We start from the raw sequence: 17075 nt of genomic DNA on the forward strand, positions 1-17075 counted from the left end.
CTCTGACCGCGACGTGGCTCACGTTTGTCGGGACGCGCTGCCCGACATGGACGATCAGACCTCGGCCCAGCGGCGCAGCAGGTTGTGATAGACGCCCGTCAGTTCGATCACGGCCTGATCGCCGGGTCCCTTGTCCAGATTGACCCTCTGGGTGGCGACATCCAGCTGGAACAGGGTCTCGCGCGCGGCGTCGTCGCGGACCAGGCTCTGCAGCCACAGGAAGCTCGACACCCTGGCCCCGCGCGTCACCGGCATGACCCGATGCAGGCTCCTGGACGGATACAGCACCAGGTCGCCGGCCGGCAGTTTCACCGACTGCGACCCATAGGTGTCCTCGATGACCAGTTCGCCTCCATCGTAGTCGGCCGGATCGGACAGGAACAGCGTCGCCGACAGGTCGCTGCGGATTCGGATCGATCCGCCGCGCTGCTGACGGATGGCATTGTCGATGTGGTTGCCGAACGCCTGCCCGCCGGCATAGCGGTTGAACAGCGGCGGATAGATGGTGTGCGGAAGGGCGGCGGCGACGAACATCGGATTGGCTTCCAGTGCCTGTCTGACGATCGCGCCGATCTCGACCGCCAGCGCGCAGTCCTCGGGCAGCTGGACATTGCGTTTGGCGCTCGCCGACTGATGACCCGAGGTGGCATTGCCGTCCGCCCACGGACCGGCATCCAGTCGCGCGCGCAGGGTGGACACCTCATCGGCGGTGAATACCTCGGGGATGTGCAGCAGCATGGGGGCCTCGTCTTCGGGAATGCCGGGTCTCAGAAACGCAGGTTCAGCGCCAGGGTCGCCGACCGGGCCGGGGCCGGATCGGCGTGATGCACGCCATTGGTCCGCAGGATGTAGTCCGCGTCGCCCGCGTTCTGGACATTCAGCTGCAGGCTGGCCCGTTCGGTCAGGTCATAGGCGGCGAACAGGTCGATCCGCGTGTATTCGGGGGCGAAGATGCGGTTGGCCCCGCCGCCTGCGCCACCCTGGTTGCCGCCGAAGCTCCTCGAGACATAGTAGATGCCGCCCCCCACGCTCAGCGGCCGCGTGACCCTGTAGGTCGTGAACAGGCTGGCCGAATGTTCGGGCGTATTGGCCAGGGGGTCGCCTTCGAATGCGCTGGGAACGGGTCGCCCGTCCACGATCGTCACGGCCCCGCGGACCAGTTCGGAATCCATCCAGGTATAGCCGCCGAAGACCTGCCAGGCCGGGGTGATGTTGCCCGAGATGCCCAGTTCGATCCCCTGGACCCTGACCTCTCCGACCTGCTGGAAATCGGTGGCCGATGGCCCGACCAGAATGGCGGCATTGCGACGGGTCAGGTGGAAGGCGGCACCGCTGAGCGCCAGCCGGTTGTCGAACAGATTGATCTTGGCCCCGACCTCATAGCTCTCGGTATCCTCCGGATCCAGAACGGTGGTCGACAGGCTGCCGGTGCCCAGGCCGCCCGCGCCGTTCTGGTCGCCGGCCGAGATCGTCGGGGGCGTCGAGGCCGTGGACCAGGAGGCATACAGGCTGGATTCCGGTGTCGGCTTGAACACCAGCCCCGCCTGATAGTTGACGAAGTCCCAGTCCTGCTCGGGCACGACCGTGATGGCTCCGGGGATCCAGACGCCTGCCGCCTGCGTGGCCGCCGCGTTGGTTCCGCGCGTCGTGTAGCGGTCCCAGCGGATGCCCAGATTGGCGATCAGCCGGTCATTCAGGCTCAGGCTGTCGAACGCATAGACGCCCGCCGTTTCCGTGAAGGTGGTGGAGGTCGGGCTGCGGTTGATCACCCCCGCCCAGGGATCGCCCGGGTTCGGATCGTAGACGCGGGTGCAGTCGCCGCCACCGACAGTGGCCAGGGTCGCCGCGGCAATGACGAAACCCGCCGGGCATGCCGAGGTCGTCGTGCCGAACACGGAATAGCTGGCGTTCCGGTTGGTCTCGCGGGTGAATTCGGCACCCAGGTTGAAGCTGTGGCGCACCGGTCCCGTCGAGACTGTGCCGGTCAGGTCGGTGACGTTGGCCAGGGTGATGGCCGGGTTCCAGCGCGACTTGGTGCCCCGCTTCATCCAGTATTCGCCGCCGATCAACTGTGCCGTGCCGCCGTCGCCGGGATTGGTGACCAGATAGTCGTTCAGGGTTTCGGAATAACGGCTGACGTTGCGGATCGACAGGCTGTCGTTGATCCGGTGCTTGATCTCGAACGTGAAGGTGTCGACCGTATTGTTCAGGAAGTCGCGGCCTTCAAGCCCGTAGAAGCTGTCGTAATCGACATCCAGGATGCCGCTGGCATTGGCACGCGGGCCCGTCGCCCCGGCCAGCTTGGTGTACAGCGGGATGCCGTAGTCGGGCAGCTGCTGGCTATCCAGATGATAGTAGCTGGCGACGGCCGTGGTGTCTGTGCCCAGGCCGGCGGCCAGGGACAGCGCCGCGCCCCAGGTGTCGTAGCTCACGGGGCCGCGCCCGGCGACGTCGGCTTCGGTGCCCAGTAGGTTGAAGCGGACCGCGGCGGTCTGGCCCAGGTTCCAGTTCTGATCGATCGTGCCGCGCCAGTAGCCGTCGGTGCCGACGCCTGCGGAGATCCCGGTGAAACGCTCCGGCCGCGGCGACTTGGACGACAGGTTGATGCTGCCGCCCCCGGATCCCCGGCCGGAATAGACGGCATCGGGGCCCTTGATGACCTCCACCTGTTCCAGGTTGAAGACCTCGCGCTGCTGGCCCCCGCTGTCGCGGATGCCATCCACGAAGATGTTGTTGCCCGACGACTGGCCCCGGATGAACGGCCGGTCCGCCAGCGGCTGGCCGCCTTCACCCGCCCCGAAGGTGATGCCCGGCGAGGTGCGCAGGATGTCCTGCAGAGAGGTCGCGCCGGTCTGCTCGATGATCTGGCGCGGGATGATCGTCACGGCCCGGGGCGTGTCGACAAGGGGCGCGACAAACTCCGGAGACACCGGCTGTCGCGCGGTCCGCCGCCCGTCGACGTCGATGGTGCCGAGCCAGGGTCCATCCTGCGCATCGTCGCTGACGATCGATGTAGCCGGGATCGAAGCGGCTTCCGGTGCCGGTTCCGGGCTTTCAGGGGCCGCCAGGGCCGGGCTCGCGCACAGCATGCCGGCGGCGGTGGAGGCGAACAGGAGCGCGCGGATCGAGGCAGGACGGGAATCGGACATTGGCAGGGCCATCAGCAGAAAAGTGAAAATGCGATGCGTTCGCAATACACCCTTGACGTCAGGTTGCAACAAAGAATGCGAACCAATCGCAACAATTGACGGGTCAGTTTCGCTGTAATCAGTCCCGCTGCTGCGGCCCGTCAGAAATGATCGCGCCGCCCCCCTTGCCGTGACGCCACAAGGCTTATCTGTTGGGTCCACCCTCACGACCGGAGCCATCGCCATGTCCGACGCCACCCCTGTTCCGGCCTACGACGCCTCACGTCATCTCAAGACCGGGCGCGGCAAGGTCTACGACAGCATCATCGACACCATCGGCGACACGCCCATCGTCGGCCTGCCGCGGCTGTCGGCAGAGCACGGGGCCAAGGCCCGGGTGCTGGCCAAGCTGGAGTTCTTCAACCCGACATCCTCGGTCAAGGACCGGATCGGCGTGGCGATGATCGAGGCGCTGGAACAGGCGGGCCGGATCGGTCCCGGAACCGTGCTGATCGAACCGACCAGCGGCAACACCGGCATCGGCCTGGCCTTCGTCGCGGCGGCCAAGGGCTATCGCCTGATCCTGGTGATGCCGGAATCGATGTCGATCGAGCGTCGCAAGATGCTGGCCCTGCTGGGCGCGGAACTGGTGCTGACGCCCGCCGAAAAGGGCATGAAGGGCGCGATCGCCCAGGCCCAGGACCTGCTGGCAACGACGCCGAATTCGATCAGCCCGGCGCAGTTCGACAACAAGGCCAACCCCGAGATTCACCGGGTCACGACGGCCGAGGAGATCTGGAACGACACCGCAGGCGCGGTCGACATCGTCATCGCCGGCGTCGGCACCGGAGGCACCATCACCGGCGTGGGCCAGGCCCTGAAGGCCCGCAAGCCGTCCGTGCGGATGATCGCGGTCGAGCCCACAGCCTCGCCGGTCCTGTCCGGCGGAGCACCGGGCCCGCACAAGATCCAGGGGATCGGGGCGGGCTTCGTGCCCTCCATCGTCGACCTGTCCGTGATCGACGGCGTCGAACAGGTCTCCAACGAGGACAGTTTCGAGATGGCCCGCAAGGTGGCCCGGACCGAGGGTATCCCGGTCGGGATCAGTTCCGGCGCGGCCCTGACCGCCGCCTTCCGGCTGGCCGCGCTGGACGAGAATGCGGGCAAGACCATCGTCGTGATCATCCCCAGCTTCGCCGAGCGGTATCTGTCGACGGCCCTGTTCGAGGGCCTTTGAACCGGCCGTTGCTGCGGTCCCACGGCTGAATCCTTGGCGGTCGACCGGTCTGTTGCTCCATGATCCCGCCAGGGCCTCGGGCCGGGATGTCACGACCGGTTAACCTCATCGGGTTTACTCTATTCGCGACATGAACGACGTCGCACCGATCCCGGCTGACGAAGCCCCTCAACCGACCCTGCGCGCGCGCCACGCGTTGCTGAAGCGGCTGGCGGATGTCGTTTCCCTGCCTGCCAGTCGCATCAATGCCTTCGAACGGTCGGTCACGGGCGACCTGCTGGTCGAGATGCTGAGACTGGCCGACGCCCGCGACCGCAAGCGGGTCGCCGCCCGGCTGGCGCCCCTGGCCGAACTTCCAAACAGCCTGGCGCGGATGCTGCTGCGCGATGACCCGGACATCGCCCAGCTGCTGATCGAACAGTGCGCCTCGCTGAGCGATGCCGACCTGGTGTCCTGTGCCCGTGACGCCAGTACCGAGCACCGCTTCATGATGGCCAGCCGTCGCAGCCTCTCCGAGGTCGTGACCGAGGCGCTGATGAGTTTCGGCGAGGTCGCCGTCATTGAGGCAGTGCTGCGCAACCCGACCGCCCGCCTGTCCCAGGTGGCTGTCGAAGGCGTGGTCAGCATGACCCGCAAAAACCCGCAACTGTGCAGCCATCTGCTGAAACGGCCCGAGCTCCGCCCGTCCGGTGCCTATGTGATGTTCTGGTGGTGCGCACCGGACGACCGACGCACCATCCTTCAGCGTTTCGCCGTCTCGCGCGAAGTCATGCAGGAAGTCGTCGAGGACGTGTTCGCCATGGCGGCCGAGGAGGGCTGGTCGGATCCGGTCTCGCGCAAGGCCCTGCAGTTCATCGAGCGCCGCCAGCGCAACCGCGCCGCCATCGCCAAGTCGCCCTACGGCAGCCTGGAACACGCCGTTGCCGTGGCAGCCGAAGGTGGACTGAACCGCGAAGTGGCCTCGGAGATCGCCTATCTGGCCGGCATCAAGCCGCTGACCGGAGCCAAGATCCTGGGCGATGTCGGCGGAGAGCCGCTTGCGATCCTGTGCAAGGCGACGGGTCTCACGCGCACTGATCTTGCCGGTCTCTGGCGTTCGATGAAACGCCCCGAGACCACGGCAGATGGCCAGCCCCATCCGGCCTGGGAGCGCGTCAGCGTGACCTTTGAAATGCTGGCTGTGGATCGTGCCCAGACGGTATTGCGTTACTGGAACTGGTCCCTGTCTTCGGCCCTGACACCTGCCTTGCTCAGAGCGATTCGTGACGGCGAGAGCGACTTGCTGGACGATTATTCGGCTCCGGAGCGTGCAGCCATGCTTGCGCTGGCGGAAAACTTCGGGCGCTGAGGCGAACGCGGCTCGAAATCCCCCGATGTCTGATCAGTTTTGATTATGACGAGTGGTTGCCGGTGACATTGCTATCTATCTAGAATGTCCGTATTGACGCAAAGCATCATCGCGGTCATGCGATAAGTCATACCAAGGACGCAGCAAGTGGAACACCCCGGCATGGACGACAAGAGCGAACTTCTGGAAATGACGGCGGACATCGTGTCGGCCTATGTTGGCAACAACAGTGTCTCGGCGAATGATCTGCCCTCGTTGATCGCCAACATCCATGCTGCCCTGTCGGGCGTTTCGACCGGTGTGGTCGAGGTTGCACCAGAACCCAAGGAACCGGCCGTGCCGATCCGCAAGTCGATCAGCCCCGACTTCCTGATCTGTCTGGAAGATGGTCGCAAGTTCAAGTCGCTGAAGCGTCACCTGCGCACCAAATACGACATGAGCCCCGAGGATTACCGGGCCAAATGGGGTCTGGCCAAGGACTATCCGATGGTTGCTCCCAACTATGCCAAGGCCCGTTCGGACCTGGCCAAGCAGATGGGCCTGGGTCAGGGCGGACGCAAACCCGCCCGTGCACCGCGCGCCGCGGCCAAGAAATAGGCCGACCCTCAGCGTCAGATCAGCCCGCCTTCGCAAGGAGGCGGGCTTTTTGCTGTCCGCGGGTCAGGCGGCCAGGTTGGTCCGGCGCATCCGCCAGAACCGAAGGGTCCGCAGCGCCGCCTCGCGCGTGAGCTCGGCATAGTGACGGGCATAGGCGCTGGCCTTGCCCATGGCGTCGCCATCGGTGTTCAGCATCACGACCGCATAGGTCAGGAACAGCGAACGGTCGAGGTCGGCGGCCTTGCAGACGACCGACAGGGCGTCCAGCTCCCGACGCTCGACGATGGTCTGGGCCGTCCGGAAATCGATGTCCGCCAGCTGGGCGAGGGCAATGAGGAAGGGCGTCTTCGACCCGGATCGCAGAAGGCGGGCGAGCATCTGGGGCGACAACTGGTTGGCGGCCCGCAGCTCCTCGACATAGGCCAGGCTCTCGGCATAGTCGGCGGGCAGGACGCCGTCGACCGTGGCCACACGGGTGCGACCGGCGGCCAGGGCGCTTTCCAGCAGGGCTGGATCCAGGGCCGCATTCTTCTCGAGGATCTGCTGGCGCAGGCGCGCCTCGACCACGAAATACATCTCGTTCAGCAGGTCGGGCGGAAGCGAGCTGCGCTCGACCGTGGCTTCGTGAAGGGCCGGGTTGGCCTTGGCGCGCTCGACGACCGTCTCGGACGACTCTCGCGACAGCCGGGCTCCGTCGTTGCGCAACAGGGTGTGCAGGGTCGTGTCGTCGCCGCGTTCCACGATCAGGGCGGAAACCGCCTCGGAGACCGTCTGCCGCTCGGAGACGGCCCGCATGTGTTCCTGGCCCTTGGCCTTCACGACCCCTAGCAGGTCTTCGTCGGTCAGGACGGTGGAGTTGCGCAGCACCGGGCCGGCGACGGCCGCCTCGTCATGGGCGAGGCGACGGATCAGTCCCCGGGGCGCGCTCGGGCTGGTGGAGAAGCGGGTCGACAATTCCGCCCGGACCGCGACTTCCATGTCGGCGGACAGTTCCGACAGGACCGTGTCGTAAAGCGCATCCTCGGCCGCCGTGCGGACGGGCGACCCGAAGAAGTGGTCGGTCAGCTCGCGCAGCAGGGCCCGGCGTTTCTCGCTCGAAGGCTCCTGCGCGAGCGCAATGAGGTCCGGCAGGCGGGAGGCGACGCGTGTGTCGATCGTCGGTGTGCTCATGGTTGGGCCGGATCCTCGGATGCGGGCGTGATGGCGGTCAGACGGCCATTGATGTTTCGGACCACGGTCGGGGTCTCTGGCGGTTCGGCCAGATCGACCGGGGCCGAGTCCAGCAGGACGGGGTCAGGCAGGGGCACGCGGTCCGGCGACTGGCCATTGGCGCGGTGTACGGAGTAGCGGCGGGGCGTGCGGTCGGTGTCTGCGGCCGTAGCCGGGTAGGCCTGGGGTGCAGGCTGAGCCGGCGGTGCCGGGCGATCTGCGGCTGCGGGCGATGGCTCTGGTGCGGTCTCGCTGGCCGAGTCTGGGGTCGCGGCCGCCGCAGGCTGGGTGCCCCGGTTCAGCAGGCGAAAGATCGGGGCGTCGGGACGGGGTGCATAGGGGTCGACGGCCGACACAGCAGGTGAGGCGGGCCCGGTATCTGCAGCAACGGGGACCGGAGCCTCTTCCCGGACCGGCGCAGGCGGCGGCGCCTCGTACCGCGGGGCTTCGAACCGGGGTGGCTCAAGTCCGGGTGCCTCTGCGGGAGGCGGAACGGAGGTCGGCGCCTCGTATCGGGGCGCGCTGTAGGTCGGGGTCGGGCGGACCGGCGCCTCGGCGGTCCGGGCCATGCGAACCGGCGCGGCTTCCAGCGGCAGTGCCGGCGGATAGCCGCGCGGCGGCTCCGGCATCACGACGCTGCGTGTCGCATAGACGGGGGCTGGCGCGGGAGCATAGTTCGAGACGGGGGCGGGCACCGCCGTGACCCAGGCACTGGCCGGGGTCGGGCCGGGGCTGGTGCGGGCGCTGTAGCGGGTCGCGACCGGGGCAACCAGCGGCTGGCTGGGCATCGAAAGGATCGGGCCGCGAGAGTCCGTCTCGTCCCTGGGCTCAGCGGACGGGGCAATAGCCGGGGCCGACAGGCGGGGGTTTTCGTTCTTTCCCGGCCACGTCAGGTATCGCATGCCGGGCGAACGACCGTCTGCGGGGCTGGAGACGCGCTGCTGGGCCATCACGGGCGAAGCCAGAACCAGGCAGCCCGCCAGAACCGAAATCGAGGCCATCACGGGACGGCTGGAAGAGGGAAGGCTCACGGTCAGGCGCATTTCGGGCTCCCGTTCCGACAGGAACGCGCGACGACCCTACAGTGAAGCCACTTAACCCCTGACTAACGACGGTGTCCGTGGCGCAGAACGGCCCGCTCGAAGGCCTCGACCCCGGCGTTGAGCGCCAGACCCAGTCCGGCAAGGCAGACGAGGGCGGCGAGCAGTTCTGCGGTCCGCAGTCGGTTGCCGGCCTCCAGCAGGCGCCAGGCCAGCCCCTGGGTCGCACCCGAGCCGGACACGAACTCGGCCACGACGGCCCCGATCACGGCCAGGCCCGTGGCGACGCGAAGTCCCTCCAGCGAGGCGGGCAGGGCGGCGGGCAGGCGCAGGCGCAGCAGTCGCTGGATCCGGTTGGCCCCGTACAGGTCGAACAGCCGCTCGAGGTCCGGATCGGCGGATTTCAGGCCGCTGAGCACGCCGCTGAACAGGGGGTAGAAGGCCACGGCGGCGGCGAGGGCGACCACGGCCCTGTCGGCATTGTCCAGACCGGCCCAGATCAGCACCAGGGGGGCGATGGCCACGATCGGGGTGACCTGGAGCGTGACGGCCAGAGGACGCACGGCCTGCTCGGCAATGGGGCTGAGGGAGATCGCGACGGCCAGTCCGCCGCCCAGCACCACGGCGACGGCGAGGGCCTGCAGTGCCATCCAGAAGGTCTGCAGCGCCGACCCGGCGAGGACCGGCGCGCGGTCGATCAGGGCCAGACCGATCGCGCTGGGCGGGGGCAGGACATAGGTCGGAACGCCCAGGGTCCGGACCAGCAATTCCCACCCTGCCAGCAGCAGGGCGATCAGGATCAGGGGGGCCAGAAACCGGCTCATCGGGCCGGGTCCATGGCCGAGGCGAGGGCCGCGGCGACGGCTTCGACCGCCTCGCGATAGGCGGGATCGGCACGCCAGCGGTCCGGGCGGGGCAGGGGGCCCGGAGACGGGATGTCGGCGACCGGACGGCCCGTCCGGCTGTCCAGTACGACGATCCGTCCGGCCAGATAGACGGCCTCCTCCACATCATGGGTGACGAAGACCATGGCGGGATGGCGGGCGGTCCAGAGCCGGTGCAGGTCCTCGATCAGGGTGCGACGGGTGATGGAATCCAGGGCGGCAAAGGGCTCGTCCAGCAGCAGCAGGTCGGGGTCGGTGACGAGGGCCCGGGCCAGCGAGACCCGCATGGCCATGCCGCCCGACAGCTGGCCCGGACGGGCGGTCAGCCGGTCTCCGAGACCGACGGCCTGAAGCGCCGTCGAGGCCCGCCGGCGCGCCTCCGTGCGGGGGACACCGGCGATGTCGAGCGGCAGGGTGACATTGGTCAGGGCGTCGGCCCAGGGCATCAGGGTCGGGCTCTGGAAGACGAAGCCGGTGGTTCCGCCGGACGCGCGGACGACGGACCCGCCGGAGGGGGTCTCCAGCCCGGCCAGAAGGCGCAGCAGGGTGGACTTGCCGGCCCCGGACGCGCCGACGACGGCCACGATCTCGCCCCGGGCGACGGTCAGGTCATAGGGGCCGAGGGGCGGGCGCCCGCGGAAACTGACCGTGACTCCGGTAAGGGATACCGCAAGATCGGAGCCGTGGGACGCCGGAAGCGGACTAGCCACGGCCAGGCAGATAGGCGTTCGTGAAGGCCTGACGCCAGTTCAGGTTCTGGGGATAGACGCCGGCCTCGGCCATGACCTCGAAGAAGGCCTGCCAGCGTTCGGCGGTCATGGCCCCGAGACCGTACAGGGCCGCATCGCCGCCATCGACGACACCGTTGGCATTCATCTGTTCGCGGGCCTGATCGAGGATGTCCTGGGTCATGTCCGGATTGTCCCGGCGGATCAGGGCATCGGCGGCACTGGCGTCGCCCTTGATGTAGTCGCGCCAGCCCTCGGCCGAGGCGGCGATGAAGGCGCGAAGGGCCTCGGCATTGTCGCGGGCGAAGCCATCGGGCGACAGGACCATGGTGGCATAGGAGGGGTAGCCCTCATCGGCCAGCAGGAAGACCCGGGGCGCGAAGCCACCGACCTGTTCGATCGTATAGGGCTCGGACGTCAGATAGCCCTGCTGGACCGCCCGCTCGTCCGCCAGGAAGGGGGCCGGGTTGAAGGTGTATTTGCGGACCTGATCGTCGGTGAAGCCGAATTTGGCCTTGAGCCAGACCCAGAAGGCCGTGATCGAGGCATCCGCCAGCAGGAAGGGTCGACCGGCAAGGTCGGCGATCCCGGTCAGGGCGGGATCGGGGTGAGCGATCAGGACCTGGGGGTCCTTCTGGAAGAAGGCGGCCACGGCCTTTACCGGCGCACCCTCGGCGACGAGGTTCAGGGGAATGAAGCTGTTGGAGCCCATGCCCAGTTCAACGGCTCCGGCCGCCAGAAGCTGGGGCACGTTCACGCCCGGTCCGCCCTGGATGATCTCCACGTTCAGGTTGCGCCGGGCATAGGCCCCGGAGGCGAGGGCCTGGTAGAAGCCGCCATGCTCGGCCTGGGCTCGCCAGTCGGTGGCGAAGCGGATGCGGACCCGGCCCTGCTCGTCCAGCGGGGCATTGGCGTCGGAGCAGGCGGCGAGGGCCGTGACCGTCGTGGCGACACCGCCCGCAAGCACGAGGCGACGACTGATGAGGGAAGAGGGAATCGCGCCACGCTGCATGGTTACAGACTAGGGCCGTCCGGGGGTCATGGGAAGGCGACGCCCCGGGGGCATCTGGCCGCGCCCGGATCGCCCGGGCAGGGCCCGAATTGAGCGGGGGGACGAGGCGCCCCGGCAAGCCGGCTTGCTTCGTCCCCCCGCCAAGTCCGGGTTGGGACTTGGCCATTGAGGTTCCGGACCCTGGCGTCTTCGTCGGCAGGCGAACCCGGCGACGGTCGGCTGTATCCTGGCGGCTCAGGTTCGCTGGCGTTTCGTCGGGGATTGCGCCCCGTCGGCGTCCATCGATCCCGGTCTGGTTCTCCGTGACGTCCGGCACCGAGATGCGGTCGTCGGGAGCCTGGACCCTGCTTCGATCTTGTCCCGCATCACCCGGAGGCGCTGTGAGAAAATCTCTCGATCAGAGAGCCGGACCGACCCGCTTGAAACCCCGGTCTCCCTAGGTTTCCGCGCCGCCGTGTCCCTCGGCAAAGTCAGGTTCGCTCCGATTTTCTAAACCCGCAATGGGCTGTTTCGTTTGCCGGGGTCCAGCCGGTGCACCATCCGGTGGACAAGTGAATGTCGCTCTGTGGACGGAGCAGATTTATGCAGGCTGATCAGCGGTTTGTGCTGTCCACAGTTTCCGTGGCGCTGGACGGTATGGCGTTGATAGCGACCAGAACGACGGCAGCGCCAATGCCATGCTCAGCGCAGTCAGATGTCAGCACGCCTTGCCGGAACAGACGTGCGAACGGTCTTCGGCCTGGATTTGATGACTATGGTGCCATCGGGCCGAACGTCACCGTGGGCCAGCATCTGCGACCAGCTGCCGTACATGCGCAGCAGGTCGGGTCCCGTGATGAGGGCGGCGTCGGATGTCATCTTCATCGCTGTCATCTTCGCATGCACTCAGTCCAGATGGTGTCCAGATCGGGCTAGATCACAAAGGTTTCAAGAGTTGCAGGTGACGATTCATTCCCGACAAAGGCGTGCGGATCGCATGTTGCGGTGCCCGTCACACGGTTCTAACCCGCCAGGGCCTCGCGCTTGCTCTCCAGCTCCAGCCATTCCTCCTCGGCGGCTTCCAGCCTGGCGCGGGCGGCGTCGAGGGCCTTCATGGTGGAGGCGAAACCGGCGGGGTCGCGGCTGTAGAAATTGACGTCGGCCAGGCGGGCCTCGTGGGCGGCGATGTCGGCGGGCAGGGCGTGGATCAGGGCGTCCAGTTCCTTGAGGCGGTGGGTGTCCTTGAAGGACAGTTTGGCCGCCTTGGTCGGCGCCGTGGCGACCGGAGCCGGGGCCGGTGCGGCCTCAGCCTTGGGCTTGGCGGTGCCGGCGTCGCTGGAGACGGAGTCCCTCAGGAATCCGGGGTTCTGGCGGATGAAGTCGTTCCAGCCGCCGGGGGTCTCGACGATGTCGCCACGGCCGTTCATGCCGATGGTCGAGGTGGCGAGGCGGTTCACGAAGTCCCGGTCGTGGCTGACCAGGATCAGGGTGCCGTCATAGGCCTCCAGCAGCTCTTCCAGCTTGTCGAGCGTGTCCATGTCGAGGTCGTTGGTCGGCTCGTCGAGGACCAGCATGTTGGCGGGCTTGGCCAGGGCCAGGGCCAGCAGCAGGCGGTTGCGCTCGCCGCCCGACAGGGTCGAGATCGGCTGGCGCAGCTGGGCCTCGGTGAACAGGAAGTCCTTGGCATAGGCCGCGACGTGCTTGGAGATGCCGCGCACGATGATGGAGTCACCGCCGCCGGGCGTCAGGGCGTCCCACAGGGTCATGTCCGAGCGCAGGCCCTCGCGGGACTGGTCGAGGTAGACGGTCTCGAGGCTGGCCCCCAGCTTGACGGTGCCGTCGGTCGGCTCGAGCTCGCCCAGCATGATCTTGACCAGGGTGGTCTTGCCCGCCCCGTTGGGGCCGACGATGGCGAGCCGGTCGCCACGCAGGATGCGGCTGGTGAAGGGCTTGATGACCACGCGGTCGCCGAAGGCTTTCGTGACGCCCTTGAGGTCGGCGACCAGCTTGCCCGAGGTCGAGCCGGAATCGACGCCGAGGTTCAGCTCGCGCGGACGGTCCTTGGCCTGTTCGGCGCGTTCGGCGCGCAGGGCGTCCAGCGAGCGGGCGCGGCCCTCGTTGCGGCTGCGGCGGGCGGTGATCGAGCTGTAGAAGGTCGCGGTCTCGCGCTCGATGGTCTTGGTCAGCTTCTGGAAGGAGATGGCCTCTTCTTCCATGGTCTTGGCCGCCCATTCGTCGAAGGCGTCGAAACCCTTGTTCAGGGTGCGGACCTTGCGGCCTTCCAGCCAGTGGCAGGACTGGGTGACGCGGTTCAGGAAGGCGCGATCGTGGGACACGATCAGGGCGGCGCAGCGGGCGCTGATGATCTCGGTCTCGAGCAGCTCGATCGCGAGGATGTCCATGTGGTTGGTCGGCTCGTCCAGCAGCAGCAGGTCGGGCTCTTCGGCAAAGGCCTTGGCGAGGGCGGCGCGGCGGATCTCGCCGCCCGACAGGCCCCTGGTCGACTTCGCCGGGTCCATGCCGAAGGTGGTCAGCCAGGCCTCGGCGGTCCAGGGCTCGGCCTCGTTGGAGGTGGCATAGTCCAGCAGGGTGTCGCCGGCGATGACCGGCTCCTGGGGCACATAGGCGAAGCGGACAGACGACTGCATCGACCGGGTGCCGCTGTCGGGCTCGATCAGGCCCATGACGACCTTCATCAGGGTGGACTTGCCGGCGCCGTTGCGGCCGACCAGACAGGACCGGGTGCGTGGCTCGATGGCCAGGTCGACACCGTCGAACAGGGGGCGTTGACCGTCCTGGAGACGGACATCCTTGAGGGCGACGAGAGGAGGACGGGGAGCCATGGATGCTTTCGCGAGCCGGGGAGGCTATGGGAAGGCGTGCATGTAGAACCTGAAGCCCCCGCAACCAACCCCTTCTGGCAGACCAAGCGTCTGGAGGAGATGTCCCGCACCGAATGGGAGAGCCTGTGTGACGGGTGCGGGCTGTGCTGCCTGATCCGTTTCGAGGACGAGGACACGGGCGATGTCTTCCCGACGCGGGTGCACTGCAAGCTGTTCGACAGCCAGGCCTGCACCTGCAGCGACTATGCCAACCGCAAGGTCCATGTGCCGGATTGCGTGAAGCTGACGCCGGGCAATGTGGAGACGCTGCACTGGATGCCGCTGTCGTGCGCCTATCGCCGGATCAGCGAGGGCCGGGGGCTGGCGGACTGGCATCATCTGGTGTCGGGCGATCCGGAGACGGTGCACACGGCCGGGGTTTCGGTCCGGGGGCAGACGATCTCGGAGCTGGACCTGGCCGTGCCCGAAGATGCCGTCGATTTTGAAGCACCTGAATTTGCTGTCGAACGCGGGCGCTAACCGATAATTTCTGATTCGATGCGAACCCTGGGTCGTGGGGGAGTAAAGCGTGAGTCACAGTGCACAGTCTTCGTTCGACAAGGTGACGGCCCTGGCGGCCGCCATCTTCGACGCGCCGCTTTCGTTCGTCACGCTCCTGAACGAGGACCGGGCGGTCCTGCGCGGACAGTCCGGCCTGGAGGTCATTACCCTGCCGCGCGAGCAGAGCATGGGGGCCCAGCTGGCGAAGCAGGGACCGGGCGGCCTGATCTTCATTCCGGACGCCACCCTGGACGCACACGGATGCGATCATGTGTTTGTCAGGGGCGCGCCTTTCGTGCGGTGGTTTGTCGGGGCCACAGTCTGTACCCCCGACGGGATTCCGGTCGGTGCCCTGAGCGTGATGGACACGGTGGTCGATCGCGCACCCCCGAGCGACTCCCAAGTCGCCCAGCTCCGGCTGCTGGCAGAGATGGCCGGTGATGCGGTGGCACAGGAGCAGCGGCTGCGCGCCAAGGCGGCCCAGCTGAAGATGTTGCGCATGGCCGAGACCGTGTCCGGCGTCGGTCAGTGGCATGTGGACCTGGAAACCTCGACCATTACCTGGTCCGACGAGATCTACCGGATCCACGGGCTGGACCGGGAAACCTTCCAGCCGGATCGCAAGTCCATCCTGGCGCTGTATCCCGAAGAGGACCGCGCGCGGCTGAACGGCCTGATCCAGGCGGCCGTGGAGGCCGGCCAGGGCTATGAGTTCGTCACGCCGATCGACCGGACCGACGGGGCGCGGCGTCTGGTGGCGACCGAGGCGGTGGTGCAAACCGATGTGACCGGCCGGCCGGCCGCACTGTTCGGGATCATGCGGGACGTCACGGAAGAGCGCGAGGCCCTGGACCGGCTGAGCCGGTCCGAAGCGCGCTATCGCCTGCTGGCGGACCATATGGGGGACGTCATCACCCGGATCCTGCCGAACGGGCAGGGAATCTACATCAGCCCGGCCTGTCACGCGCTGGTCGGCTGGACGCCCGAGGAAATGGCGGCGCAACCGAGTGAGGCCTTTGTCCACCCCGATGATCACGAGGCCCTGTGGGCCGCGACCCAGCGCGGCGTGGCCGGGCAGGGCACCCAGCGGATGGAGTATCGGCTCCGGCACAAGGCCGGGCATTTCGTCTGGGTGGAAGGCAATCTCCAGCCGGTTCCCGACGGGAACGGCGGCGTACAGGAACTGGTCGTCGTCATTCGCGACGTTTCCGAGCGAAAGGCGCTGGAAACCGAACTGATCGAGGCGCGGGACCGGGCCGAGGCGGGGTGCCGGTCGAAGACGGAGTTCCTGGCGAACATGAGCCACGAGCTCAGGACGCCCCTGACCAGTGTGATCGGCTTTTCGGAGCTCCTGCAGGCCAGTCAGGCGCTGCCGGACCTGGAGCGCCGCCACGCCGACCGGATCGCGATGTCGTCGAAGGCGCTTCTGGGCGTGATCAACGACATCCTCGACTATTCCAAGCTGGAAGCGGCCAGTGTGGTGCTGGACCAGACCGCCTTCGATCCCTCGGCCCTGGCGCGCGGTGCGGCAGACATCGTCGAGGCTCAGTGCGGGCTCAAGGGACTGGATCTTCGGGTCGAGATTGCCCCGGACATGCCTGCCGGCCTGGTGGGCGACGAGGGCCGCCTGAGGCAGGTGCTGCTGAACCTGCTGTCCAATGCGGTGAAGTTCACCACGGAGGGCTCTGTCACCCTGTCGGCCGGCTGGCGGGCGGGCGAGGGCGGGCGCGGCATGCTGGGCCTCTCCGTGCTGGACACCGGCATCGGCGTTGCGCCGGAAAAGATGGCCCTGCTGTTCGAGCGGTTCAGCCAGGCGGATGCATCCACCACGCGGGTCTATGGCGGGACGGGGCTGGGCCTGTCGATCTCGCGCCGGCTGGTGCGCCTGATGGGCGGCGAGATCGATGTGGAATCGACGCCGGGATCCGGATCACGGTTCTCGATCGAGATTCCCGTGGGGGTGGCCGAGCATCAGCCGGCGGGACGGGCTGCAGAGCCCGAGCCTGTCGCCCTGCCGGCGCGGGCGCGCATCCTGATGGCCGATGACGCCCCAGCCAACCGCGAACTGGTGTCCGCCATCCTGGCGACCCAGGACGTCAGGCTGGACACCGTCTGCGATGGTCGGCAGGCGCTGGAGGCGGCCTGCGGCGGGGGCTATGACCTGATCCTGATGGACGTCCAGATGCCCGTCATGGACGGGATCCAGGCCACGCGGGCCATCCGTGCCCTGCCTGGACCGGCCGGGGCGGTCCCGATCCTGGCCCTGACGGCCAATGTGCAGACCGAACAGATCACCCAGTGCCTGGACGCCGGGATGGACGGCCATCTGGGCAAGCCGATCCATGTCGCCGAACTGCTGATCAAGGTCGCAGAAACGCTGGGCGGTCTCGCAGAAGCGTCCCGGGCCGCCTGATCCGCGCGTACGTCGGCGCGAACGCTCCGCGCCGAGGCCAGAAACACGTGCCAATTCAGGGCGCCGACAGATTGTCGACCCGACTTTCCAGCCCAGGGTCGCTGGTCGGGTAGTTTT

At 67.6% G+C, this 17075-nt stretch carries 14 protein-coding genes; 5 read left to right on the forward strand and 9 right to left on the reverse strand.

Going from position 1 to position 17075, the window contains the following annotated elements; genetic code table 11:
- Window positions 1-54 precede the first annotated feature (54 nt).
- Window positions 55-738 carry a Fe2+-dependent dioxygenase gene (locus GGR13_RS12170; RefSeq protein ID WP_183213819.1) on the reverse strand — a complete coding sequence of 228 codons (684 nt, stop codon included), beginning with the start codon at window positions 736-738 and terminating at the stop codon, window positions 55-57.
- 29 nt (window positions 739-767) lie between these two features.
- Entirely contained in the window at window positions 768-3149 is a 2382-nt protein-coding gene (locus GGR13_RS12175; RefSeq protein ID WP_183213820.1) for a TonB-dependent receptor, read from the reverse strand.
- Window positions 3150-3372: 223 nt separating this feature from the next.
- Between GGR13_RS12175 and cysK the strand changes: the two genes are divergently transcribed.
- From cysK to GGR13_RS12190, 3 genes are all read left to right on the forward strand, one after another.
- Window positions 3373-4365 (forward strand): cysteine synthase A, encoded by a 993-nt coding sequence (gene cysK, locus GGR13_RS12180; RefSeq protein ID WP_183213821.1) that lies wholly within the window; start codon window positions 3373-3375, stop codon window positions 4363-4365.
- A gap of 130 nt (window positions 4366-4495) precedes the next feature.
- The gene (locus GGR13_RS12185) at window positions 4496-5713 is read left to right on the forward strand and encodes a DUF2336 domain-containing protein (protein WP_183213822.1); all 1218 of its coding nucleotides are present in this window, start codon (window positions 4496-4498) and stop codon (window positions 5711-5713) included.
- Between the two features lie 162 nt (window positions 5714-5875).
- On the forward strand, window positions 5876-6310 hold the full coding sequence (locus GGR13_RS12190; RefSeq protein WP_183213823.1) for a Ros/MucR family transcriptional regulator: 435 nt from the start codon (window positions 5876-5878) through the stop codon (window positions 6308-6310).
- Window positions 6311-6373: 63 nt separating this feature from the next.
- Here the strand turns inward: GGR13_RS12190 and GGR13_RS12195 are convergent, their stop codons facing one another.
- The 7 genes from GGR13_RS12195 to GGR13_RS12225 all read right to left on the reverse strand — a co-directional run bounded on the left by GGR13_RS12195 (window position 6374) and on the right by GGR13_RS12225 (window position 14005).
- Window positions 6374-7480 carry a DUF2336 domain-containing protein gene (locus GGR13_RS12195; RefSeq protein ID WP_183213824.1) on the reverse strand — a complete coding sequence of 369 codons (1107 nt, stop codon included), beginning with the start codon at window positions 7478-7480 and terminating at the stop codon, window positions 6374-6376.
- A complete protein-coding gene (locus tag GGR13_RS12200) occupies window positions 7477-8562 on the reverse strand; it encodes a hypothetical protein (RefSeq protein WP_183213825.1) in 1086 nt (361 codons plus the stop codon). Before GGR13_RS12200 ends, GGR13_RS12195 begins: the two co-directional genes overlap by 4 nt.
- 62 nt (window positions 8563-8624) lie before the next feature.
- Entirely contained in the window at window positions 8625-9383 is a 759-nt protein-coding gene (locus tag GGR13_RS12205; RefSeq protein WP_183213826.1) for an ABC transporter permease, read from the reverse strand.
- Complete coding sequence (locus tag GGR13_RS12210) at window positions 9380-10153, reverse strand: ATP-binding cassette domain-containing protein (protein WP_183213827.1); 774 nt, start codon at window positions 10151-10153, stop codon at window positions 9380-9382. The genes GGR13_RS12205 and GGR13_RS12210 overlap by 4 nt, the downstream gene beginning before the upstream one ends.
- Window positions 10146-11183, reverse strand: a complete 1038-nt coding sequence (locus GGR13_RS12215) for an ABC transporter substrate-binding protein (RefSeq protein ID WP_183213828.1) — start codon at window positions 11181-11183, stop codon at window positions 10146-10148. Before GGR13_RS12215 ends, GGR13_RS12210 begins: the two co-directional genes overlap by 8 nt.
- Before the next feature lie 690 nt (window positions 11184-11873).
- Window positions 11874-12047: a hypothetical protein gene (locus tag GGR13_RS12220; RefSeq protein ID WP_183213829.1), complete on the reverse strand. Its 174-nt coding sequence runs from the start codon at window positions 12045-12047 to the stop codon at window positions 11874-11876.
- A gap of 137 nt (window positions 12048-12184) precedes the next feature.
- On the reverse strand, window positions 12185-14005 hold the full coding sequence (locus GGR13_RS12225) for an ABC-F family ATP-binding cassette domain-containing protein (protein WP_183213830.1): 1821 nt from the start codon (window positions 14003-14005) through the stop codon (window positions 12185-12187).
- Between the two features lie 36 nt (window positions 14006-14041).
- On the opposite strand from GGR13_RS12225, the gene GGR13_RS12230 reads away from it, so the two are divergent.
- Entirely contained in the window at window positions 14042-14524 is a 483-nt protein-coding gene (locus GGR13_RS12230) for a YcgN family cysteine cluster protein (RefSeq protein ID WP_343060385.1), read from the forward strand.
- A gap of 49 nt (window positions 14525-14573) precedes the next feature.
- Window positions 14574-16958, forward strand: a complete 2385-nt coding sequence (locus tag GGR13_RS12235; RefSeq protein ID WP_183213831.1) for a PAS domain S-box protein — start codon at window positions 14574-14576, stop codon at window positions 16956-16958.
- The last annotated feature ends 117 nt before the right edge of the window (window positions 16959-17075 follow it).

The sequence above is a fragment of the Brevundimonas variabilis genome (genome assembly GCF_014199945.1).
Classification (GTDB): domain Bacteria; phylum Pseudomonadota; class Alphaproteobacteria; order Caulobacterales; family Caulobacteraceae; genus Brevundimonas; species Brevundimonas variabilis.